We start from the raw sequence: 24,106 nt of genomic DNA, 5'->3' as shown, positions 1-24,106 counted from the left end.
TTCCTTTTATTTCTTAAATGGGAAATTAAAAGCTTCTAGCAAAGCTTTAGCTTCAGCGTCAGTCTGTGCAGTTGTCGCAATATTAATGTCCATACCGCGCATCATATCAACCTTCTCAAACTCAATTTCTGGAAAGATAATCTGCTCTTTCACACCCATTGTATAGTTACCGCGTCCATCAAAAGACTTACCATTAACACCACGGAAGTCACGGACACGTGGCAGAGAGATATTGATCAAACGATCTAAAAACTCATACATTCTTTCGCCACGAAGAGTAACTTTACAACCGATAGGCCAGCCCTGACGAACCTTAAATGCCGCAACTGATTTACGAGCCAAGGTTTTAACTGGCTTCTGACCAGTAATTGCTTCCATATCTGCTAAAGCGTTATCTAAAACTTTCTTATCAGCTAATGCCGCACCAACACCCATATTCAGGGTTATTTTAGTAATTTTTGGTGCCTGCATTACTGACTTATAACCAAACTGTTCAACCAATTTAGGAACAATTTGCTCTTTGTAAACTTGTTTTAATCTTGCCATTTCACCAATCCAATTAAGCGTCAACCGCTTTATTTGTTGACTTGAAATATCTAATCTTCACATCATTTTCGATGCGAAAACCAATTCTGTCAGCCTTTTGAGTCTCCGGGTTTAATAAAGCAACATTAGAAATATGCACAGGCATTTCCTTAGTAACAATACCACCCTGAGAACCGGTCATTGGGTTCGCTTTAGTATGCTTCTTAACAAGATTAATACCATCAACTAAAACCTTATCACTAGAAACGAAAGATGAAACCGTTCCTCTCTTACCCTTATCTTTGCCCGTGATGACAATAACTTCATCACCTTTTTTTAAACGATTCATTCTCTTCCCCTTACAACACTTCTGGCGCCAAAGAAACAATTTTCATAAACTTCTCTGTACGCAATTCACGTGTTACCGGTCCAAAAATACGTGTTCCAATTGGCTCTTGCTTGTTATTAAGAATAACGGCTGCATTATCATCGAAACGGATCAATGAACCATCCTGACGACGAACACCTTTAGCAGTTCTCACAACGACAGCGTTGTAAACATCGCCTTTTTTAACCTTCCCACGCGGTGCAGCTTCTTTAATAGAAACCTTAATTACATCTCCAACGCTCGCATAGCGGCGCTTCGAACCACCCAACACTTTGATACATTGCACGCGCTTTGCACCACTGTTGTCTGCAACTTCTAATACTGTTTGCATTTGAATCATAGCGGCACTCCAAAATTGCTATAAATCAGCCAAATAAATAATGTTAACACAAAAACCGCTGCGTAACCAGTTCCTTTCGGCTTAGTTACATCAGCGGTGAAAAAACAAAAACTAATTGTTTAGATTTTAGCTTTTTCGTTAATTTCTACAAGAGTCCATGACTTACGCTTAGAAATTGGGCGACATTCTTGAATGGTCACTTTATCTCCAACCTGACACTGATTATCAGCATCATGCGCCATAATCTTGGTAGATTTTTTTACATATTTCTTGTACTTAGCATGCTTAACATAACGCTCAGTTAGGACAACAATTGAACTATCCATTGCATTACTTACAACAACACCAGCACGAGTTCTTGCTTTTAAATTTTCAGTGCTCATATTATACACTCACTTTTTCACGAATGATGGTTTTTACACGAGCAATAGAACGTCTAACAGATTTTAACTGCGCAGTACTGGCCAATTGTCCAGTTGCTTGCTGCATTCTTAAATTAAATTGCTCTTTTAACAATGCATGCAATTCAGTATTTAAATCTTCAGCACTTTTTTCTCTAAGTTCTTTACTAGTCATCTTACATCACCGTTCTAATTACAAACTGTGTTTTGAAAGGCAGCTTGGCAGCAGCCAAGCTAAACGCTTCACGCGCTAAACTTTCATTGACACCCTGAACTTCATAAAGGACACGACCCGGCTGGATTTGGGCAACCCAGTATTCAACACTTCCTTTACCTTTACCCATACGAACCTCAAGAGGTTTACTTGTAATAGGCTTGTCAGGAAACACACGAATCCAAATCTTACCACCACGCTTGATGTGGCGCGTCATGGCTCTACGAGCTGATTCAATTTGACGAGAAGTTAAGCGACCACGCTCAACCGCTTTTAAGCCGAACTCACCAAAACTAACCTTGCTTCCAGCTAGAGCCAAACCACGGTTACGTCCTTTTTGAACTTTTCTAAATTTAGTACGCTTAGGCATTAACATGGTCTAAATCCTTTTATTTACGGCCTTTCTTGGCTTTAGGTTGTTTTTGATTGTCATTAGCAGCTAAAGACATTTTGCCAAGTTTTTCACCGTGGAAAATCCAAACCTTAACACCTAATTTGCCATAGGTTGTATCTGCTTCAAACGTTGAATAATCAATATCTGCACGGAATGTATGTAAAGGCACACGACCTTCTCTATACCATTCAGTACGTGCAATTTCTGCACCATTCAAACGACCAGCTACAGCAACCTTAATACCCTGAGCTCCAAGACGCATTGCATTACCAACTGCACGCTTCATCGCACGACGGAATTGAATACGCTTTTCTAATTGCTGGGCAATACTTTCAGCAACCAACTTAGCATCCAACTCAGGCTTTTTAACTTCTTCAATATTGATGTTAACTGGAAGACCCGTTTTCTTAACAAGATCAGCCTTTAGCTTTTCAATATCTTCACCTTTTTTACCAATAACAATACCTGGGCGTGCAGAATGGATTGTCACACGAATACCATTTGCAACACGCTCAATGTGGATCTTACTTACTGATGCATTTTTTAACTTCTCATTAAGCTCATTGCGAATTTCAATGTCGCTTACAAGAAAGTCTGAATAATTTTTGCTATCCGCATACCAACGCGCATTCCAATCCTTTGTAATGCCAAGACGGATACCAACTGGATGTACTTTTTGACCCATAATGGCTCTCCTTATTTTTCGCCTACTGTAACAGTGATATGACTCATGCGCTTAACGATACGGTTACCACGACCTTTAGCGCGAGCTCTCATACGCTTCATTTGTGGACCTTCATCCACAAATACTGCTGTTACATGCAGCTCATCAACATCGGCACCATTATTGTTTTCTGCATTTGCTATTGCAGAACTCAATACCTTCTTCATTAAATCAGCAGCTTTCTTGTCACTGAAAGTAAGAATATTTACAGCAGACTCAACTCTTTTACCACGAATAAGATCAGCAACTAAGCGGGCTTTTTGTGGAGAAATACGAGCGAATTTATGTGTTGCACTAACTTGCATCTTCAATCTCCTATCGCTTAGCTTTCTTATCAGCAGCATGACCACGGTAAGTGCGAGTCATAGAAAACTCACCTAATTTATGGCCAACCATGTTTTCAGATACAAAAACAGGTATATGCTCTTTGCCATTATGTACGGCAATGGTTAATCCAATCATATCCGGTAAAATCATTGAACGTCTTGACCAGGTTTTAATTGGACGTTTATTACCAGATTCTTGCGCCTCAATCACTTTTTTTGCCAAGTGATGATCTACAAAAGGTCCTTTTTTAACTGAACGTGGCATTATGTCCTTCCTTATTTACTATTACGACGACGTACTATCATATTATCAGTACGCTTATTGCTACGAGTCTTCTTGCCCTTAGTTGGAACACCCCAAGGAGTAACAGGATGACGGCCACCAGAGGTACGACCTTCACCACCACCATGCGGATGGTCAACCGGGTTCATAGCAACACCACGTACAGTAGGACGAACTCCACGCCATCTCTTAGCACCGGCCTTACCTAATTTGCGAAGATTGTGCTCGGTATTGCCAACTTCTCCAATAGTGGCTCGACAATCGATGTGAATCTTACGCATCTCACCTGAACGAAGCTTTACAAGAACATAAGCACCTTCTTTACCAGCAATTTGAACTGAAGCACCCGCACTGCGTGCTATTTGGGCACCTTTGCCTGGACGCATTTCAAGTGCATGAACAACTGTACCTACAGGAATATTACGCAATGGTAACGTATTACCCACTTTAATATTCACACCTGAACCAGATTCAACAGTGTCCCCAGCCTTTAGATTGCGTGGAGCAAGAATATAAGCACGCTCACCATCTGCATACCGGATGAGTGCAATATTTGCCGTGCGGTTAGGATCATATTCCAGACGTTCTACAACGGCGGGAATTCCATCTTTACTGCGCTTAAAATCAACTAGACGGTAATGTTGCTTATGACCGCCACCATTGTGACGAACTGTAATACGACCGTTGTTGTTACGACCACCCTTCTTGCTTTTCTTCTCAAGCAACGGAGCATAAGGTGCACCTTTGTGCAGACCTGGCTCTACGATACTTACTACGAAACGACGCCCAGGAGAAGTAGGTTTTGATTTCTTAATAATCGCCATAAATTACTCCTTATTCACCCGCAACAAAGTCAATTTCTTGACCGGCGGTTAACTTAACAATGGCCTTACGAACACCATTGCGTGTACCTGGACGACCTTTAAACATTTTGCGCTTGCCTTTAAGGTTCAGAACATTTACTGACTCTACCTGAACATTAAATAGACTTTCAACAGCTTGCTTAACCTCGACCTTAGTCGCGTCAGGTGCCACCTTAAAAACGTATTGTGATTTGCTATCTGCCATTAAGGCGCTTTTTTCAGACACATGTGGCGCTAGCAAAACTTTTAATAGACGCTCTTTACTCATGCGTACTTCTCCTCTAACTGCTTGATAGCACCCTGAGTCACTACCACATTCTTGAAACCAACTAAACTTAGTGGATCAATAGAAGCAACATCACAGACGTCAGCCTGATACAGGTTACGTGATGAAAGGTATAAATACTCATCAAACGCCTCTGTAACAACTAATACATCGGTTACACCCAACTGCGCTAATTTTGCTTTAAATTCACGTGTTTTAGGGGCTTCAACCTTAAAGTCATCAACTACAATCAGACGACCATTTCTGTTCAATTCAGACAGGATGGATTTCATCGCACCACGGTACATCTTCTTGTTTACTTTTTGGCTAAAATCACGATTTTGACCTGGAAATGCACGTCCGCCACCTACCCACAATGGGCTGCGAATTGTACCAGCACGAGCACGACCGGTACCCTTTTGACGCCATGGCTTAATTCCACCACCACGTACTTCTGAACGTGTTTTCTGCTTTTTTGTCCCTGAACGGGCACCAGCCATATAGGCTACAACAACCTGGTGCACCAGCGTTTCATTGAAGTCAACACCGAAAACAGCATCCGAAACCCCAACTGAACCCTTCTGGTTACCTGTCGCTAATTCGATCATTTTTAATTCCATAGCGCCCACCTTACTTAATTGCTTTACGCACGATAACTGTTCCACCTTTAGCTCCGGGAACAGCACCTTTGATTAAAAGTAAATTATTTTCTACATCTACTTTTACCAGGTCTAAATTAAGGGTAGTTTGACGCACATCACCTAAATGACCAGCCATCTTCTTGCCTTTAAAAACACGTCCAGGGGTTTGGTTTTGACCAATTGAACCTAAAACACGATGCGAAACTGAGTTACCGTGAGTGGCATCTTGTGTTCTAAAGTTATGGCGCTTAACACCACCTTGAAAGCCCTTACCTTTTGTCTTACCAATCACATCCACAACAGGTGTATCTGCAAATTGCGCAACTGAAATTTCAGATCCAAGCTCAAATGAAGCTAAATCTTCACTAGAAACCTTAAATTCCCAAAGACCCTCACCCGCATCAACACCGGCCTTAGCGAAATGGCCAGCCGCAGGCTTATTAACACGACCTGCATGCTTAGCGCCCGCAGTAACCTGTACAGCACAATAGCCATCATTCTCAAGCGTCTTAAGCTGAGTTACACGATTTGGTGCAACCTCAACCACTGTAACCGGTACCGACACACCTTCTTCATTGAAGATACGTGTCATACCAATTTTCTTTCCAACGACACCAATACTCATTAAAATTACCTCTTATTATTGCAATCCACCATTACGATTGATGGCTTCCATTGCTATTAACGCAATTCCAACTGAACATCAACACCTGCAGCCAAATCTAGCTTCATGAGTGCATCAACTGTTTTATCAGTAGGATCAACGATATCAAGCATTCTTTTATGAGTGCGAAGCTCATATTGATCACGCGCATCTTTGTTTACGTGCGGTGAAACCAACACTGTAAAACGTTCTTTGCGTGTTGGCATTGGAATAGGACCCTTGACTTGTGCCCCAGTACGCTTTGCCGTTTCTGTAATCTCTTTAGCTGACTGATCAATCAAACGATGATCAAAGGCTTTTAAGCGAATACGAATATTTTGAGTTGCCATAACCACTTCTCGCTTTATAAAAAAAATAAAAGCAGCAGGCGATGCCTACTGCTAATAAGGTTGCGGATTATAAACCTAAATTTCTAGATAATCAACTAATAATGATTATTTCAAAATCTTAGAAACAACACCCGCACCAACGGTACGACCACCTTCACGAATCGCAAAACGTAGACCTTCGTCCATCGCGATTGGGTTGATTAAGGTGATTGTCATCTGGATGTTGTCACCTGGCATAACCATTTCTACACCTGATGGTAACTCACATGCACCCGTTACGTCAGTTGTACGGAAGTAGAACTGTGGGCGGTAGCCATTGAAGAAAGGCGTATGACGACCACCCTCTTCTTTTGACAACACATACACTTCAGACTCAAACTGAGTATGTGGCTTGATCTTACCAACATGGCTTAACACCTGACCACGCTCAACGTCTTCACGCTTCGTTCCACGTAACAACACACCTACGTTGTCACCCGCTTCACCTTGATCTAGCAACTTGCGGAACATTTCCACACCTGTTACCGTGGTGCTAACCGTATCACGAATACCTACGATCTCAATGGTATCACCCACTTTAACCACACCTGTCTCAATACGACCGGTTACAACCGTACCACGACCTTGAATTGAGAACACGTCCTCTACTGGCATCAGGAATGGCTTATCCGTAGCACGCTCTGGTGTTGGGATATAGGTATCTAGCGCTTCGATCAAACGACCGATTGCAGGCTCACCGATTTCAGACTGATCACCTTCAATCGCTTTTAATGCTGAACCCTTGATTACAGGTGTATCATCACCTGGGAAGTCATAGTCAGACAACAACTCACGAACTTCCATTTCAACCAATTCTAGTAACTCTTCGTCATCAACCATGTCCGCTTTGTTTAAGAACACAACGATGTAAGGTACACCTACCTGACGTGATAATAGAATGTGCTCACGCGTTTGTGGCATGGGGCCATCAGCGGCCGAACATACAAGAATCGCACCATCCATCTGCGCCGCACCAGTGATCATGTTTTTTACATAGTCAGCGTGCCCTGGGCAGTCAACGTGTGCATAGTGACGTGCTTCAGACTCATACTCAACGTGAGCAGTTGAAATCGTGATACCACGCGCTTTTTCTTCTGGTGCATTGTCAATCTGGTCGTATGCTTTCACATCACCACCAAACTTCTTACCCTGCACAATCGTTAAGGCCGCTGTTAAGGTAGTCTTACCATGGTCAACGTGACCAATCGTTCCCACGTTTACGTGCGGCTTTGTACGTTCAAACTTTGCTTTTGCCATTTAAAAACCCTCTAAATTAAATGATTAAGAACCTTTTTTCGCTTTCGCGATAATTTCTTCCTGAATTGAAGCAGGCGCTTCTGCATACTTCGCGAATGTCATAGTATAGCTTGCGCGACCCTGAGATAAGGAACGAACGTTAGTAGCATAACCAAACATTTCAGATAATGGCACTTCTGCCTTTAGCTCTTTACCTGTTGGCGTATCTTCCATACCCTGGATCATACCGCGACGACGATTAAGGTCACCCATTACATCACCCATGTACTCTTCGGGCGTAATAACCTCAACGGCCATGATAGGTTCAAGAATAACAGGGCGTGCTTTCTCAACACCGTTTTTAACACCCATTGAGGCTGCTATCTTAAATGCCATTTCGTTTGAGTCAACATCATGGTAAGAACCATCAAAAACAGTAACCTTAACATCAACTACCGGATAACCCGCGATTACACCATTCTCAAGCTGCTCTTTAGCACCCTTTTCGATAGCAGGAATGTACTCACGAGGCACCACACCACCAACAATTGCATTTTCAAAGGTGAATCCAGTGCCAGGCTCTTGTGGCTCAATACGCAGCACAACATGACCATATTGACCACGACCACCAGACTGACGTACAAACTTACCATCAGCTTCAACAGACTGACGAATAGTTTCACGATAAGATACCTGTGGTGCGCCCACATTTGCTTCTACGTTAAACTCACGTTTCATACGATCAACAATGATGTCTAGATGAAGCTCACCCATACCTGAAATAATGGTTTGACCTGTTTCTTCATCAGTACGCACGCGGAATGATGGATCTTCTGAAGCAAGCTTCTGTAACGCAATACCCATTTTCTCTTGGTCGGCCTTGGTTTTTGGTTCAACTGCAATTGAGATTACCGGCTCTGGGAATTCCATACGCTCAAGAGTGATGATATTGTTTAAATCACAAATCGTATCACCCGTTGTTACATCCTTAAGACCAACAACACAACCAATATCACCAGCACGAAGTTCTTTAATTTCTTCACGGGTATTAGCATGCATTTGAATTAAACGACCAGCGCGCTCTTTTTTGCCTTTTACAGGATTATAAACCGCTTCACCTGAATTCAACACACCCGAATAAACACGAACAAACGTCAAGGTTCCAACATAAGGGTCTGTCATCATCTTAAAAGCTAGGGCAGCAAAAGGCGCGTCGTCTGATGACTCACGATTGGCTTTATCACCATTTTCAAGCTCACCTTCAATAGCTGGAACATCAACAGGTGATGGGAAGTACTCAACTACCGCATCCAATAATGCCTGTACACCCATGTTTTTGAAACTTGAACCACAGAACATTGGAATAACTTCATTATTAATACAGCGCGTGCGAATACCTTGCTTAATCTGTTCCTCAGAAAGCTCGCCTGTCTCAAGATAAGCATCCATAAACTCTTCATTCGCTTCAGCCGCGGCTTCAATCATTTGCTCACGATATGCTTCGCAATCAGCAACCATATCAGCCGGAATATCCTGATACTCAAAGCTTAAACCCTGCGTCGCTTTATCCCAGATTATCGCTTTCATCTTGATAAGATCAACAACACCACTAAAATTGTCTTCAGCACCAATAGGCAACTGCATAACTACGGGAGTTGCACCTAAACGAGTTTTAATCTGCTCAACCACACGTAAGAAGTTAGCGCCCGCGCGGTCCATTTTATTAACGTAACCCATACGTGGTACGCCATACTTATCGGCTTGACGCCATACTGTTTCAGACTGTGGCTGAACACCCCCTACTGAACAAAATGTAGTTACTGCACCATCAAGCACGCGCAATGAACGCTCTACTTCGATGGTAAAGTCAACGTGCCCGGGAGTGTCAATAACGTTGATACGGTGCTCAGGAAATTGTTTTGCCATACCCGACCACATACAAGTAGTTGCAGCTGACGTGATTGTGATTCCACGCTCTTGTTCTTGAGCCATCCAATCCATGGTAGCACCGCCATCATGAACTTCACCAATCTTGTGCGACTTACCGGTATAAAAAAGAATACGCTCGGTAGTTGTTGTTTTACCTGCGTCAATGTGAGCCATGATACCAATATTTCGGTAACGCTCTAAAGGGGTTTGACGTGCCACTTTACTAACCTTTTACTTTGATGTTATGAAAGAATAAAGGCCCGTCAAGGGCCCTTGTATTGGATTACCAACGGAAATGAGAGAAAGCCTTGTTGGCCTCAGCCATTCTATGGGTATCTTCTTTTTTCTTGATTGCTGAACCACGGTTTTCAAGCGCGTCAGCAAGCTCACCAGCAAGACGCAACATCATGCCTTTTTCATTACGCTTACGTGCAGCTTCAACTATCCAGCGCATAGACAACGCCATCTTACGCTCTGGACGCACTTCAACAGGCACCTGATATGTCGCACCACCTACGCGGCGAGACTTAACTTCCACCAATGGACCAACATTATCCAATGCATCACGTAACAATGCAGCATGATCGCCACCTTTACGGCGCTCAACTACCTTGTCCAATGCATCATATACAATTTTTTCAGCCACAGCTTTTTTGCCGCTGACCATAATCATGTTAACAAATTTTGTTAATACAACATCACCAAACTTTGGATCCGGTAGAACCAAACGTTTGGGTATCTCTCTTCTTCTTGCCATTCTTCACACTTCCGGTATTAAAGAAATAAAATTGGCTAGCGTATGTTAAAAGGCTTATTTACCTTTTGGACGCTTAGCACCGTACTTAGAACGACCTTGTTTACGCTCATTAACGCCTGCACAGTCAAGTGCACCACGAACTGTATGATAACGCACACCAGGCAAATCCTTAACACGCCCACCACGAATCAGGATTACCGAGTGTTCCTGAAGGTTATGACCTTCACCACCAATGTATGAAGTCACTTCAAAACCATTAGTTAAACGAACACGCGCAACCTTACGCAAGGCAGAGTTAGGCTTTTTAGGGGTAGTGGTATAAACACGCGTACAAACACCGCGACGCTGAGGACATGCATCCAAAGCTGGTACGGCAGATTTTTTAATTTTGTCTTTACGCGGCTTACGAACCAACTGGTTAATTGTAGCCATTAAAACTTTCTCCAAATTTGAGACTTAACTCTTTAGCCAAATGTTTACGAGCAATAAAGCCCGCAAACAAGGTTTCAGAATTTTAGTTATCCAGTTACCATAAGTCAAGCAATAAGTTATTGAATTTTCTTATTGCTCTGACTCTTCAACTTCCATTATCCGATCATCAACGACCGGCATTTCTTCAAGAATGTCTTCACCAATATCGTCATCAGCAAAAACTTCACTCTGAATAAAGGCTCTTAATTCACTATCAACTTCAGCACTCGCCTTGCGACGTGCTTGGTGATAAGCAAATCCAGTACCCGCAGGGATCAGACGACCAACAATAACGTTTTCTTTCAATCCTACCAGTGTATCTCGCTTGCCACTGACTGCAGCCTCAGTCAATACACGAGTTGTTTCTTGGAAAGACGCCGCAGATATAAACGACTCTGTTGCTAATGAAGACTTAGTAATACCCAATAAAATACGCTCATAGGTCGCTTCTACCTTACCTTCTTCACGCATTTTTTCGTTCAACTCTAGTACACGAGCATACTCAGCTTGCTCGCCCTTGATCAAACCGGTATCACCAGCAGAGCGAATCTCTACTTTACGCAACATTTGACGAATGATCGCTTCAATGTGTTTATCGTTAATCCGCACACCCTGTAGACGATATACATCTTGTACTTCGTCAACAATATATTCAGCAAGACGTTCGACACCTAGTAGGCGCAGAATATCATGTGCATTTGGACTACCTTCTACAATGATATCACCACGCTCGACACGTTCACCTTCGAACACGTTGACACTTCGCCATTTCGGAATCAATGTCTCATACTGCTCACCAGAATCCTGGGTAATGATTAAGCGCTGCTTGCCTTTTGTTTCTTTACCAAAGGAGATTACGCCACTTACCTCAGCCATAATTGCAGGTTCTTTAGGCTGACGTGCTTCAAAAAGATCGGCCACACGTGGAAGACCACCGGTAATATCTTTTGTTTTCGATGATTCTTGTGGAATACGTGCTAATACGTCACCAGAGGTTAATTTAGCACCACCCTGAACCAATACAATTGCGTTTTCAGGCAGATAATAGATCGCTGGTGTTTGCGTGCCCGCGAAACAAATACTCTCGCCTTTTTCATCAACAAGACGAATAAACGGCCGAGCATCCTTCATCGCATTAGAACGCTCTTTGGCACTTTTAACCACACGGGTTACCAGGCCTGTTAATTCATCAAGCTTTTCTTCAACGGTGCCGTCAAAGTTACCATACTCAACTAAACCCGCTACCTCTGAAATAACAGGGTGAGTATGTGGATCCCAGGTTGCAATAATCTCACCAGAACTTAGTTGCTGACCTTCTGTCACAACCAAGGTTGCACCGTAAGGAATTTTATAGCGTTCTTTTTCTCGACCCGCCGCATCCTGGATTGTCACTTCGCCTGAACGTGTCGTTACCATGACTTTATCTTCAGAGTTACGAACTGTCTTCAGATTGTGGAATTTCACACTACCTTCGTACTTCACTTCCACCTGGCTTTGAGCCGCCGACTTAGAAGCGGTACCACCAATATGGAATGTACGCATGGTCAGCTGCGTACCAGGCTCACCGATTGACTGTGCCGCCATGACCCCAACTGCTTCACCCATATTCACAAGATGTCCACGTGCTAAATCACGACCATAGCACTTTTGACAAACGCCAAACTTAGTTTCACAGGTGATTGGTGAACGAACCTTGACACGATCAATACCATTGGCATCGATCAGATCGACCAGTTTCTCATCAAGCAACGTACCTTCTTCAACCAACACATTACCCGAAGCATCTAGGACAGCGTCACTTAGAACACGTCCTAAAATACGCTCACGCAATGATTCGATGACATCACCACCCTCAACGTGGGCCGTCATTTCAATACCCGCATGCGTACCACAGTCATGCTCTGTAACCACGACGTCCTGGGCAACGTCTACTAGACGACGTGTTAGGTAACCCGAGTTAGCCGTTTTGAGTGCTGTATCGGCCAAGCCTTTACGCGCACCGTGAGTCGAAATAAAATACTGTAGTACGTTTAGACCTTCACGGAAGTTAGCGGTAATCGGGGTTTCAATAATCGAGCCATCTGGTTTAGCCATCAATCCACGCATACCACCCAACTGACGCATCTGAGCCACCGATCCACGCGCGCCCGAGTCTGCCATCATATAAATTGAGTTAAACGATGTTTCTTTAACCTGTTCACCCTTGGCGTCTATCGTTAAGTCATATTGCAACTCTTCCATCATCGCCTTGGTAACAAGCTCGTTGGTATGTGACCAAATGTCGACCACCTTGTTATAACGCTCACCCTCTGTTACTAAGCCTTGCGCGTACTGAGTTTGAATCTCTTTAACCTGTTCTTCTGCACGCTCCAAAATAGGCGCCTTTTCATCAGGAATCAACATGTCATCGGAACAGAAAGACAATCCAGCCATAGTTGACCATTTAAAACCGGCATACATCAATTGGTCAGCAAAGATAACTGTTTCTTTTGGACCTAACACACGATAACAAGTGTTTAAAACCTTACTAATGTTCTTCTTAGTTAGGTTAGTGTTAATAAGGTCATATGACAGGCCTTTGGGCAGAATTCTGCTTAATAAGGCACGGCCAACCGTCGTATCAACAATACGGGTCTGACAACGTTCAACACCCTCTTCAATTAAGGTTTCATTCACACGCAGCTTAATACGCGTATGTAAATGAACAACTTTCGCTTCTAATGCGCGAGTCACTTCCTGCCAGTTTACAAATGCCTTGCCTTCACCAATAGCATTAATTTTTTCTCGCGTGATATAATATAGGCCTAATACAACGTCCTGTGATGGCACGATGATTGGGTCACCGTTTGCTGGTGATAGCAGGTTATTAGTCGACATCATCAAAGTACGTGCTTCTAACTGAGCTTCTAGTGATAACGGTACATGGACAGCCATCTGATCACCGTCAAAGTCGGCGTTAAACGCAGAACATACCAGAGGATGAAGGTTAATTGCTTTACCTTCAATCAACACAGGTTCAAATGCCTGAATACCAAGTCTATGTAACGTCGGCGCACGGTTAAGTAGTACAGGATGTTCACGGATTACTTCATCGAGCACATCCCAAACTTCCGGTAGACTTTGTTCAACCATTTTTTTCGCCGCTTTAATCGTTGGCGCAGAACCACGTTTTTGTAACTTGCTGAAAATAAAAGGCTTAAATAACTCTAGAGCCATTTTCTTTGGTAAACCACATTGGTGCAAACGCAGTGTAGGACCCACAACGATAACCGAACGGCCAGAGTAGTCAACGCGCTTGCCTAGTAGGTTTTGACGGAAACGACCCTGCTTACCTTTGATCATGTCAGCAAGTGATTTCAATTGACGCTTATTAGTACCCGTAACGGCACGACCACGACGACCATTGTCCAATAAAGAGTCAACAGCTTCTTGCAGCATCCGTTTTTCGTTACGCACAATAATGTCTGGCGCCATTAGGTCTAACAAACGTTTTAAACGGTTGTTACGGTTAATCACACGACGGTAAAGGTCGTTCAAGTCAGATGTAGCAAAACGACCACCATCAAGTGGAACTAACGGACGAAGCTCTGGAGGTAGAACTGGTAATACTTCTAGCACCATCCACTCAGGCTTGTTACCAGACTGCAGGAATGACTCAATCAACTTTAAGCGTTTAGACACTTTCTTTTGCTTGGTTTCAGAATTGGTGCTTTCAACCTCAGAACGGAGACGAGCAGCCTCTTCGACCAAATCAATAGCCTGTAGCATACGCTTAATTGCCTCAGCACCCATCATGGCTTCAAATTCATCGCCATGCTCTTCAAGGGCATCAAGGTATTCTTCTTCAGTCAATAACTGCCATGGCTCAAGTGGTGTTAATCCAGGATCAACGACCATAAAGGCTTCAAAATACAACACCGCTTCAATTTCTTTTAGCGTCATATCCAACATTAGACCAATACGGCTTGGCAGTGACTTTAGAAACCAAATATGTGCAACGGGTGTCGCCAGGTCGATATGACCCATACGCTCGCGACGTACCTTTGACTGTGTAACCTCAACACCACATTTTTCGCAGATAACGCCGCGATGCTTTAGGCGCTTATATTTACCACACAAACACTCGTAATCGCGGATTGGACCAAAGATCTTGGCACAGAATAAACCATCTCGCTCAGGCTTAAAGGTACGATAGTTGATAGTCTCAGGCTTTTTAACTTCTCCATATGACCATGAACGAATTTTTTCAGGTGAAGCAAGTGATACTTTAATCGCATCAAATTCACTGGAAACGTTTTGTTTTTTTAGAAAACCGATTAAATCTTTCATTTAGTCTTGCTCCAACTCAATATCAATACCTAATGCACGAATCTCTTTACGCAATACGCTAAAGGATTCAGGCATCCCCGGTTCCATGTACTCATTGCCATCAACAATGTTTTTGTACATCCGCGTACGACCATTCAGGTCATCCGACTTCACCGTTAACATTTCCTGCAACGTGAATGCTGCACCATAGGCTTCAAGTGCCCATACCTCCATCTCTCCAAAACGCTGGCCACCAAACTGAGCTTTACCACCCAATGGTTGCTGAGTAACCAAACTGTATGGACCAGTGGAGCGCGCATGCATCTTGTCATCAACCAAATGGTTTAGCTTGAGCATATACATATAACCAACCGTGACCGGGCGATCAAACTCATCACCCGTACGACCGTCAAATAAGCGCATTTGCCCTGACTCTGGTAAGTCTGCTAAACGTAACAATGCCTTAATTTGATCTTCTCCTGCACCATCAAACACTGGCGTTGCCATTGGCACACCTTTTCGTAGGTTACGTGCCAACTCAATTAGTTCATCGTCATTAAAGGCGGCAAAATCAACACCCTGACCTTGGGTCTCATTGTAAATTTTCGACAGGAAACCACGCACTTCAGCAAGATCAGCCTCACGACGTAACATCGCATCAATTTTCTGACCTAGACCTTCAGCAGCAAGACCTAAATGTGTTTCAAGAATCTGACCTACGTTCATACGTGAAGGTACGCCTAGCGGATTTAAGCAAATATCAACCGGACGTCCCGTTTCATCAAAGGGCATATCCTCAACCGGACAAATGCGCGATATTACACCCTTGTTACCATGACGACCAGCCATCTTGTCACCTGGTTGTATACGGCGTTTAATCGCAACATACACCTTCACCATTTTTGACACACCCGGTGCTAAATCATCACCCTGGGTCAATTTTTTGCGCTTTTCTTCAAAAGCCGCATTAAGGTCTTTACGCTTAGTATTCAACTGATCTTCTTGTGCCTCTAACTGGCGCATTAAATCCTCATCAGCCAAATTCAGCAGGAACAGTGCCTTTTTATCCATGCTAGCCAGCTGCTCAGCGCTTAGTGTCTTACCATCCATGGTTGACTGACCCGCCAACATGGTGCGTAAGCGTGCTAGGCTATCCTGCTCAAGAATACGATATTGCTCATCAATATCTTTTCGCACAGCATCTAGCTCTTCTTCATGAATGGCTTGAGCACGTGCGTCTTTTTTCATTCCTTCGCGAGTAAAGACTTGAACGTCAATAACAGTTCCTTCAATGCCTTTTGAAACACGCAGTGAAGTATCTTTTACGTCAGACGCTTTCTCACCAAAAATAGCACGTAACAACTTTTCTTCTGGCGTTAATTGCGTTTCACCTTTTGGTGTAACCTTGCCTACCAAAATATCGCCTTGTTTTACTTCAGCACCAATGTAGACAATGCCGCTCTCATCTAAACGTGAAAGCGCCGACTCACCAACGTTTGGAATATCAGCCGTAATTTCTTCAGGCCCTAGCTTGGTATCTCGTGCCAAACAGGTAAATTCTTCAATATGAATCGTAGTAAAGCGGTCTTCTTGAACTACTCGCTCAGAAACCAAAATCGAGTCTTCGAAGTTGTAACCATTCCAAGGCATAAAGGCAACACGCATGTTCTGACCAAGGGCCAGTTCGCCTAAGTCAGTAGATGGACCGTCAGCCAATACGTCACCACGAGCAACTATATTGCCAGCAGCTACAATCGGTTTTTGGTTAATACAGGTATTTTGGTTAGAACGCTGATACTTAATCAGATTGTAAATATCAACCCCTGTTTCGCCTTCTCGAATTTCGTCTGCATTAACACGCACTACAATTCGAGATGCGTCTGCTGATACCACTTCACCACCACGCTCTGCTACAACAGTCACACCAGAATCAATCGCTACAGTTTTTTCAATACCTGTTCCTACTAATGGCTTATCAGCACGCAGTGTAGGAACCGCCTGACGCTGCATGTTAGATCCCATCAAAGCACGGTTAGCATCGTCGTGCTCAAGGAATGGGATAAGTGCTGCAGCAACCGATACGATTTGTTTTGGCGAAACATCCATCAGATTAATATCTTTTGACATCGACAGGGTAAATTCGTTCTGATGACGAGCTGAGATTAGATCATCCACAAAACGACCAGAATCATCTAGTCGCGCACTTGCCTGAGCGATAACATACTGCGCTTCATCAATTGCCGAAATATATACGATTTCATCTGTAACCTGCCCATCTACCACGCGACGGTAAGGGGTCTCTAAAAAACCATATTCGTTAGTTTTAGCATAAACAGCTAAAGAGTTAATCAAACCAATGTTTGGACCTTCAGGGGTTTCAATCGGACACACACGACCATAGTGGGTAGGGTGTACGTCACGAACCTCAAATCCTGCACGCTCACGCGTTAAGCCACCAGGGCCAAGTGCCGAGACACGACGTTTATGTGTGACCTCTGACAAAGGGTTAACCTGATCCATAAACTGCGAAAGTTGGCTAGAGCCAAAGAACTCCTTAATAGCCGCCGATACAGGCTTAGCATTAATTAAATCCTGTGGCATTAAACCATCACTTTCTGCACTGTTTAGACGCTCTTTTACCGCACGCTCTACACGCACTAAACCAACGCGGAATGCGTTTTCAGCCATTTCACCAACAGCACGGATACGGCGGTTACCAAGAGTATCGATATCATCAACAGTACTTTCGCCATTGCGGATACGAATCAACTCACGGATAACATCAACAACATCCTCAGGTTCAAGAACCAGACGTCCATCATTATTTTCACGCCCAAGACGACGATTTAGCTTCATCCGTCCAACTGATGACAAATCATAACGTTCTTCTTCAAAGAACAGACTGTTAAATAATGCTTCTGAAGATTCTTTCGTTGGGGGCTCACCAGGGCGCATCATTCGGTAGATTTCAATCTGAGCTTCTAGTTGTGTACTTGTACTATCAAGATTCAGTGTGTCTGAAATATACGGACCATGAAGGAGTTCGTCGATAAATAATACCCCAAACTGGATTTTGCCAATTTCATGCATCTTGGCAATTAAATCACTCGTAATCACAGTGTTAGCTGGTGCCAATAATTCACCGGTTGACTTATCAACTAAATTTTCCGCCAATACCTTCCCTACTAAAAAGGCTTCAGGGACATCAATTTCTTTTAAGCCTGCCTGCTCAAACTGCTTGATGCTACGTGCATTAATACGACTTCCCGCTGCGACAATAACTTCACCCTTGTCAACAATGTCAAATGCCGCTACTTGTCCTTTTAACTGCTCTGGGATAATACCCATCACAATTTTGGTTTTGGTGATGCGAATAGGCGTGGTATCAAAAAATGCTGATAGAATTTGCTCATTGTCATAACCCATCGCACGTAACAGAATAGAAACTGGTAATTTACGACGACGGTCAATACGTGTAAATAGACAGTCATTATGGTCAAACTCAAAGTCTAACCAAGAGCCACGGTATGGAATAATACGAGCATTAAATAAAATCTTACCTGATGAATGCGATTTGCCCTTATCGTTATCAAAAATTACACCAGGTGAACGATGTAATTGGGTAACGATAACACGCTCAGTACCGTTAATAACAAATGTCCCGTTATCGGTCATTAATGGCATATCGCCTAAATAGACTTCCTGCTCTTTAATGTCCTTAACAGGACGATTACCAGCTGGTGCATCCTTGTCATAAATCACTAAACGCATTTTAACCCGTAAAGGCGCCGCATAGGTTACCCCACGCTGCTTACACTCTTTAACATCAAACTCAGGCTGACCTAAGTGGTAGCTGACGTAATCTAAATCTGCTGTACCGGCAACACCTTTAATAGGAAATACCGATTTAAAAGCAGAATGCAGACCCATCGCAGCACGGTCATTTGGCTTCTTTTCCAATTGGATAAAATCGTGATAAGAGCTCTTTTGTAAAGACAATAGATAGGGAACATCCAGCATAGATGCTTGGGTAGCAAAGTCTTTACGGATACGTTTCTTTTCGGTTAACGAATATGACATGGAATACCTCGACAATCGGGTCATAAAATTGTGGGACTTCAAGCAAATGTATAAAAGGGTCGTATCAAACTAAAATATGACGCTTTTACACACTGTTAAAACACAAAAAGGCCGACATCGAAATGTCAGCCATTTTTACTGCAACTAAGCAGCTAAAACCAAGTTATTACTTGATTTCAACCTGTCCGCCAGCCTCTTCAACTTGCTTTTTGATGTCTTCAGCTTCAGCCTTAGAAACACCTTCTTTAAGCACAGTAGGTACACCTTCAACCGCATCCTTAGCTTCTTTCAAACCAAGACCAGTGATTGAACGTACAGCCTTGATCGCGCCAACTTTGTTAGATCCAGCGTTAGTCAGGATAACGTTGAATTCAGTTTGCTCTTCCGCAGCTTCAGCAGCAACAGCTGGGCCTGCAACAGCCATAGCTGCAGCAGATACACCAAATTTTTCTTCCATTGCTGAAATTAATTCAACAACTTCAACAACCGTCATATTGGCAACGGCTTCTAAGATATCGTTTTGTGATACAGACATGTTTATCTCCTAAATGTAATAAATAACTAATGCAAAAAATTAAGCCGCTTCGCGAGACTCTTTGTAAGCTGCAAGCGTACGAGCCAATTTCTCGACTGGTGCTTTCATTACATACATTAGTTTTGCAATTGCTTCGTCGTAAGTTGGTAGTGATGCAACTAAGTCCAACTGGCTTGCGTCAAGTGCGCCCGAACCAATTGAGACCGACTTAACAACCATCGCATCGTTTTCTTTTTTAAATGCTTTAACAATACGTGCAGCGGCTGACAATTCTTTTTGTGAGAATACCAACACAACCGGACCAACCAATGAAGACGTCATATCTTCATATTGAGTTCCAGCGAATGCGCGACGCGCTAAAGTATTTTTAACTACGCGAACAACAACGCCGTTGTCACGAGCTTGAGAACGAAGCTTAGTCATCTGCTCCACTGACAACCCACGATATTCAGCTACGACTACAGAAACTGTTTCAGCTAAAATTGCTGAGACTTCTTCCAAGACAAGCTTTTTATCTTCGAGTTTAAGTGCCATTCTAACCTCCATAAGTTTAGTTTATTAAAACTAAACTACTCATCTACGTAGGCCGCAAATGCAATTAAGACTGTACTTATAACAGCCACCTACGGTCTGCGACGGGCACTCACATTTAGGAGACCCAAACCGCAACCTACCACATACAGCAATAGGAATTTAGATTGAAGACTGTTCCACTGTTACCGCAGGACCCATGGTACTGGATAAGGAAACCTTCTTCATGTAAACACCCTTAGCAGCAGAAGGCTTAGCTTTATTTAAGTCTTCAATTAAGGCTGCAAGGTTTTCTTTTAATTTCTGGCTATCAAATGATGCTTTGCCAATAGGTGCATGAACAATACCTGCCTTATCAACACGGTAGCGAACTTGACCGGCCTTAGCATTATTAATGGCAGTCACAACATCAGGTGTGACTGTACCTGTTTTTGGGTTAGGCATTAGTCCACGTGGACCAAGAACAGTACCTAGCGCACCTACTACACGCATTGCATCTGGACTAGCAATAACAACGTCAAAGTCCATCATGCCTTTTTTAATTTCAGCGGCCAATTCATCCATACCAACAAAGTCAGCACCTGCAGCTTTTGCAGCCGCTTGGTTTGCTTCACCAGTGAATACAGCAACACGTATCGTCTTACCCAAACCATTGGGCAATACAGTTGCACCACGGACAACCTGGTCAGATTTACGTGGATCGACACCTAGTTTAACTGCGACATCTACGGTTTCATCAAATTTAGCAGTTGCTAATTCTTTTACTAGGTCAAGAGCGGCAATTACTTCATATGCTGAATCCTTATTAATACGTTCAGCCATTGCTTTTTGTTTTTTAGTTAACTTTGCCATGTCGTATTACCCCTCAACCGTTAGGCCCATGCTACGCGCAGAACCTTCAATGATTTTTACCGCTGTTTCTAAGTCATGCGCATTTAAGTCTGGCATTTTGGTCGTTGCAATTTCTTCCAACTGAGCACGCGTTACTTTACCAACCTTGTTTAGGTTAGGAACCGCACTGCCACTCTTAATACCCGCTGCTTTTTTCAGTAACACCGCTGCAGGAGGGGTTTTAGTAATAAACGTAAAACTTTTATCACTATAAACAGTGATAACTACAGGTAACGGAAGGCCTTTCTCAACATTCGCAGTCTGTGCATTGAATGCCTTACAAAATTCCATGATATTAACACCACGTTGACCCAAAGCAGGGCCAACGGGCGGACTTGGATTCGCTGCACCGGCAGGAATCTGTAATTTAATATAGGCTGCAATCTTCTTAGCCATGGTTACACTCCTAGTTGGGTAATAGCGCCTTTCGGCTCCCCGTTAAAAAAATCAGCTTTTTACGACTTGTGAAAATTCAAGCTCTACAGGCGTTGAACGTCCAAAAATCAAAACTGATACTTGTAATTTATTCTTATCGTAGTCAACACCTTCAACTACGGCCTCAAAATCGGTAAATGGGCCATCTGTAACGCGCACCATTTCACCTGGCTCATAAATAATTTTTGGTCTTGGCTTGTCGACATTTTCTTCGACACGCTGCAATATGCGATCCACTTCTTTTTGCGTAATAGGCGCAGGACGATCACTCTTACCGCCGATAAAACCAAGCACTTGAGGTACACTTTTAACTAAATGCCAAGTTTCCTCACTAAGCTCCATTTCAACCAACACGTAACCAGGAAAAAACTTACGTTCACTGGTACGTTTCTTACCATCACGAATCTCAACAACTTCTTCTGAAGGTACTAAAATTCTACCGAAATGATCAGTTAGCTCTGCGCGTTCAGCATAATCAATGATGCCTGCTTTTACTTTATTCTCGTATCCAGAGAATGCGTGCACTACATACCAACGCTTAGCCATCTTAACCCCCTTGTCCGGTTAATAGCTTGACCGCCCAAAGAAAGAACATATCAATCAACCACAGGAAAATACCTACGATAATGACGGCAATCACTACAATAAGTGTCGTCTGTGCTGTTTCTTTGCGTGTAGGCCACACCACTTGACGAACTTCTTTTTTAGTTTGAATCAAATATTTAAACCAAGAGCCACCTAGTGCTGTGGTGTAAAGCACAGCGGCAGAGGCTGCGACACCGGCCAAAACGATCAAAACCCTAACAACCGCATGCAGGTCAGATAAAGAGTAATAGGCAAAGACGCCACCTAATAATATAGCGAGAGACAATACCAGCTTAGCGGTATCCGCTGTACTGCGTGCTTCTTGAACTTCTGGTTTCTTATTCATTGGTTTCAGTACAATTAAAAAAAACGACCTGTACCCTAGATACAGACCGTTAAAATATGGCAGGGGTAGAGAGATTCGAACTCCCAACCTTCGGATTTGGAATCCGCGGCTCTACCAATTGGAGCTATACCCCTAGAAAATTAAAAAAAGGGACTATACCAGTCCCTTTTAGTTTTTGCAAGATTTTATTATTTCAAAATCTTAGAAACAACACCCGCACCAACGGTACGACCACCTTCACGAATCGCAAAACGTAGACCTTCGTCCATCGCGATTGGATTAATTAAGGTGATTGTCATCTGAATGTTGTCACCTGGCATAACCATTTCAACACCTGATGGTAACTCACATGCACCTGTTACATCAGTTGTACGGAAGTAGAACTGTGGACGGTAGCCATTGAAGAATGGTGTATGACGACCACCCTCTTCTTTTGACAATACATACACTTCAGACTCAAACTGAGTATGTGGCTTGATCTTACCAACATGGCTTAACACCTGACCACGCTCAACGTCTTCACGCTTCGTTCCACGTAACAACACACCTACGTTGTCGCCCGCTTCACCTTGATCTAGCAACTTGCGGAACATTTCCACACCTGTTACCGTAGTTGTTGTGGTGTCGCGAATACCTACGATCTCAATGGTATCACCCACTTTAACCACACCTGTCTCAATACGACCGGTTACAACCGTACCACGACCTTGAATTGAGAACACGTCCTCTACTGGCATCAAGAAAGGCTTATCCGTATCACGCTGCGGCGTTGGAATATAGGTATCAAGTGCTTCAATCAAACGACCGATTGCAGGCTCACCGATTTCAGACTGATCGCCTTCAATCGCTTTTAATGCTGAACCCTTGATAACAGGTGTATCATCACCTGGGAAGTCATAGTCAGACAACAACTCACGCACTTCCATTTCAACCAATTCTAGTAACTCTTCGTCATCAACCATGTCCGCTTTGTTTAAGAACACAACGATGTAAGGTACACCTACCTGACGTGATAATAGAATGTGCTCACGCGTTTGTGGCATGGGGCCATCAGCGGCCGAACATACAAGAATCGCACCATCCATCTGCGCCGCACCAGTGATCATGTTTTTTACATAGTCAGCGTGCCCTGGGCAGTCAACGTGTGCATAGTGACGTGCTTCAGACTCATACTCAACGTGAGCAGTTGAAATCGTGATACCACGCGCTTTTTCTTCTGGTGCATTGTCAATCTGGTCGTATGCTTTTACATCACCACCAAACTTCTTACCCTGCACAATCGTTAAGGCCGCTGTTAAAGTAGTCTTACCATGGTCAACGTGACCAATCGTTCCCACGTTTACGTGCGGCTTTGTACGTTCAAACTTTGCTTTTGCCATGACGAACCCCGTTTTAGCATTACTAATTGACTGGGCACCCCAGCCTAAAAATGGAGCTCTCAACCAGAATCGAACTGGTGACCTCTTCCTTACCATGGAAGCGCTCTACCGACTGAGCTATGAGAGCTGAATTTCTAAATCTTGAAATGGAGCGGGTGATGGGAATCGAACCCACGTCTTCGGCTTGGAAGGCCGAGGTAATAGCCATTATACGACACCCGCAGGAA

The 24,106-nt window shown here is 43.4% G+C and carries 27 protein-coding genes and 3 tRNA genes; all 30 read right to left on the bottom strand.

All coding sequences use genetic code 11. The features are described from left to right. Positions 1–6: 6 nt before the first annotated feature. Entirely contained in the window at positions 7–546 is a 540-nt protein-coding gene (gene rplE / locus THIAE_RS00800; protein WP_006459599.1) for a 50S ribosomal protein L5, read from the bottom strand. 13 nt (positions 547–559) lie between these two features. Further along, on the bottom strand, positions 560–874 hold the full coding sequence (gene rplX / locus THIAE_RS00795; RefSeq protein ID WP_006459600.1) for a 50S ribosomal protein L24: 315 nt from the start codon (positions 872–874) through the stop codon (positions 560–562). 10 nt (positions 875–884) lie between these two features. Continuing rightward, positions 885–1,253, bottom strand: a complete 369-nt coding sequence (rplN, locus tag THIAE_RS00790; protein ID WP_006459601.1) for a 50S ribosomal protein L14 — start codon at positions 1,251–1,253, stop codon at positions 885–887. Positions 1,254–1,372: 119 nt separating this feature from the next. Beyond that, positions 1,373–1,636 carry a 30S ribosomal protein S17 gene (rpsQ, locus tag THIAE_RS00785; protein ID WP_006459602.1) on the bottom strand — a complete coding sequence of 88 codons (264 nt, stop codon included), beginning with the start codon at positions 1,634–1,636 and terminating at the stop codon, positions 1,373–1,375. Position 1,637: 1 nt separating this feature from the next. Further along, positions 1,638–1,829, bottom strand: a complete 192-nt coding sequence (gene rpmC / locus THIAE_RS00780) for a 50S ribosomal protein L29 (protein WP_006459603.1) — start codon at positions 1,827–1,829, stop codon at positions 1,638–1,640. Between the two features lies 1 nt (position 1,830). Further along, a complete protein-coding gene (gene rplP / locus THIAE_RS00775) occupies positions 1,831–2,244 on the bottom strand; it encodes a 50S ribosomal protein L16 (protein ID WP_006459604.1) in 414 nt (137 codons plus the stop codon). Between the two features lie 13 nt (positions 2,245–2,257). Then, entirely contained in the window at positions 2,258–2,947 is a 690-nt protein-coding gene (gene rpsC / locus THIAE_RS00770; protein ID WP_006459605.1) for a 30S ribosomal protein S3, read from the bottom strand. An 11-nt stretch (positions 2,948–2,958) separates the two neighbouring features. Further along, the gene (gene rplV, locus THIAE_RS00765) at positions 2,959–3,291 is read right to left on the bottom strand and encodes a 50S ribosomal protein L22 (RefSeq protein ID WP_006459606.1); all 333 of its coding nucleotides are present in this window, start codon (positions 3,289–3,291) and stop codon (positions 2,959–2,961) included. A 10-nt stretch (positions 3,292–3,301) separates the two neighbouring features. After that, complete coding sequence (gene rpsS, locus THIAE_RS00760) at positions 3,302–3,577, bottom strand: 30S ribosomal protein S19 (protein ID WP_006459607.1); 276 nt, start codon at positions 3,575–3,577, stop codon at positions 3,302–3,304. 11 nt (positions 3,578–3,588) lie between these two features. Next, positions 3,589–4,419: a 50S ribosomal protein L2 gene (gene rplB / locus THIAE_RS00755; RefSeq protein WP_006459608.1), complete on the bottom strand. Its 831-nt coding sequence runs from the start codon at positions 4,417–4,419 to the stop codon at positions 3,589–3,591. A 10-nt stretch (positions 4,420–4,429) separates the two neighbouring features. Further along, on the bottom strand, positions 4,430–4,726 hold the full coding sequence (rplW, locus tag THIAE_RS00750; protein WP_006459609.1) for a 50S ribosomal protein L23: 297 nt from the start codon (positions 4,724–4,726) through the stop codon (positions 4,430–4,432). Next, complete coding sequence (rplD, locus tag THIAE_RS00745) at positions 4,723–5,343, bottom strand: 50S ribosomal protein L4 (RefSeq protein ID WP_006459610.1); 621 nt, start codon at positions 5,341–5,343, stop codon at positions 4,723–4,725. Before rplD ends, rplW begins: the two co-directional genes overlap by 4 nt. A gap of 10 nt (positions 5,344–5,353) precedes the next feature. Continuing rightward, on the bottom strand, positions 5,354–5,989 hold the full coding sequence (rplC, locus tag THIAE_RS00740; protein WP_006459611.1) for a 50S ribosomal protein L3: 636 nt from the start codon (positions 5,987–5,989) through the stop codon (positions 5,354–5,356). 56 nt (positions 5,990–6,045) lie between these two features. Next, complete coding sequence (gene rpsJ, locus THIAE_RS00735; RefSeq protein WP_006459612.1) at positions 6,046–6,357, bottom strand: 30S ribosomal protein S10; 312 nt, start codon at positions 6,355–6,357, stop codon at positions 6,046–6,048. A gap of 105 nt (positions 6,358–6,462) precedes the next feature. Continuing rightward, positions 6,463–7,653 (bottom strand): elongation factor Tu, encoded by a 1,191-nt coding sequence (gene tuf / locus THIAE_RS00730; RefSeq protein ID WP_006459613.1) that lies wholly within the window; start codon positions 7,651–7,653, stop codon positions 6,463–6,465. Positions 7,654–7,677: 24 nt separating this feature from the next. After that, on the bottom strand, positions 7,678–9,780 hold the full coding sequence (fusA, locus tag THIAE_RS00725) for an elongation factor G (RefSeq protein WP_006459614.1): 2,103 nt from the start codon (positions 9,778–9,780) through the stop codon (positions 7,678–7,680). A gap of 64 nt (positions 9,781–9,844) precedes the next feature. After that, positions 9,845–10,318 carry a 30S ribosomal protein S7 gene (gene rpsG, locus THIAE_RS00720; RefSeq protein ID WP_006459615.1) on the bottom strand — a complete coding sequence of 158 codons (474 nt, stop codon included), beginning with the start codon at positions 10,316–10,318 and terminating at the stop codon, positions 9,845–9,847. 54 nt (positions 10,319–10,372) lie between these two features. Further along, on the bottom strand, positions 10,373–10,750 hold the full coding sequence (rpsL, locus tag THIAE_RS00715; protein WP_006459616.1) for a 30S ribosomal protein S12: 378 nt from the start codon (positions 10,748–10,750) through the stop codon (positions 10,373–10,375). Positions 10,751–10,879: 129 nt separating this feature from the next. Further along, the gene (gene rpoC / locus THIAE_RS00710; protein ID WP_006459617.1) at positions 10,880–15,118 is read right to left on the bottom strand and encodes a DNA-directed RNA polymerase subunit beta'; all 4,239 of its coding nucleotides are present in this window, start codon (positions 15,116–15,118) and stop codon (positions 10,880–10,882) included. After that, complete coding sequence (gene rpoB / locus THIAE_RS00705; RefSeq protein WP_006459618.1) at positions 15,119–19,177, bottom strand: DNA-directed RNA polymerase subunit beta; 4,059 nt, start codon at positions 19,175–19,177, stop codon at positions 15,119–15,121. It abuts the gene before it with no gap. A 166-nt stretch (positions 19,178–19,343) separates the two neighbouring features. Further along, positions 19,344–19,712 (bottom strand): 50S ribosomal protein L7/L12, encoded by a 369-nt coding sequence (gene rplL, locus THIAE_RS00700; protein ID WP_006459619.1) that lies wholly within the window; start codon positions 19,710–19,712, stop codon positions 19,344–19,346. 39 nt (positions 19,713–19,751) lie between these two features. After that, entirely contained in the window at positions 19,752–20,246 is a 495-nt protein-coding gene (gene rplJ, locus THIAE_RS00695) for a 50S ribosomal protein L10 (RefSeq protein ID WP_006459620.1), read from the bottom strand. 159 nt (positions 20,247–20,405) lie between these two features. Next, the gene (gene rplA, locus THIAE_RS00690) at positions 20,406–21,095 is read right to left on the bottom strand and encodes a 50S ribosomal protein L1 (RefSeq protein ID WP_006459621.1); all 690 of its coding nucleotides are present in this window, start codon (positions 21,093–21,095) and stop codon (positions 20,406–20,408) included. A 6-nt stretch (positions 21,096–21,101) separates the two neighbouring features. Further along, complete coding sequence (gene rplK / locus THIAE_RS00685) at positions 21,102–21,530, bottom strand: 50S ribosomal protein L11 (protein WP_006459622.1); 429 nt, start codon at positions 21,528–21,530, stop codon at positions 21,102–21,104. A 51-nt stretch (positions 21,531–21,581) separates the two neighbouring features. Continuing rightward, on the bottom strand, positions 21,582–22,115 hold the full coding sequence (gene nusG, locus THIAE_RS00680) for a transcription termination/antitermination protein NusG (RefSeq protein WP_006459623.1): 534 nt from the start codon (positions 22,113–22,115) through the stop codon (positions 21,582–21,584). 1 nt (position 22,116) lies between these two features. Next, positions 22,117–22,500 carry a preprotein translocase subunit SecE gene (secE, locus tag THIAE_RS00675; RefSeq protein ID WP_006459624.1) on the bottom strand — a complete coding sequence of 128 codons (384 nt, stop codon included), beginning with the start codon at positions 22,498–22,500 and terminating at the stop codon, positions 22,117–22,119. 57 nt (positions 22,501–22,557) lie between these two features. Further along, positions 22,558–22,634: transfer RNA gene (locus tag THIAE_RS00670), tRNA-Trp, on the bottom strand. Between the two features lie 54 nt (positions 22,635–22,688). Beyond that, positions 22,689–23,879, bottom strand: coding sequence for an elongation factor Tu (gene tuf / locus THIAE_RS00665; RefSeq protein WP_025299247.1), 1,191 nt, complete (start codon positions 23,877–23,879; stop codon positions 22,689–22,691). Positions 23,880–23,930: 51 nt separating this feature from the next. Then, positions 23,931–24,006 (bottom strand) — tRNA-Thr (locus THIAE_RS00660). A 20-nt stretch (positions 24,007–24,026) separates the two neighbouring features. Then, positions 24,027–24,101: transfer RNA gene (locus THIAE_RS00655), tRNA-Gly, on the bottom strand. Between the last annotated feature and the right edge of the window lie 5 nt (positions 24,102–24,106).

Source organism: Thiomicrospira aerophila AL3 (assembly GCF_000227665.2).
GTDB lineage: Bacteria > Pseudomonadota > Gammaproteobacteria > Thiomicrospirales > Thiomicrospiraceae > Thiomicrospira > Thiomicrospira aerophila.
Note: the sequence above shows the minus strand (reverse complement) of the source record. Positions and strands in the feature narration are given on the sequence as shown.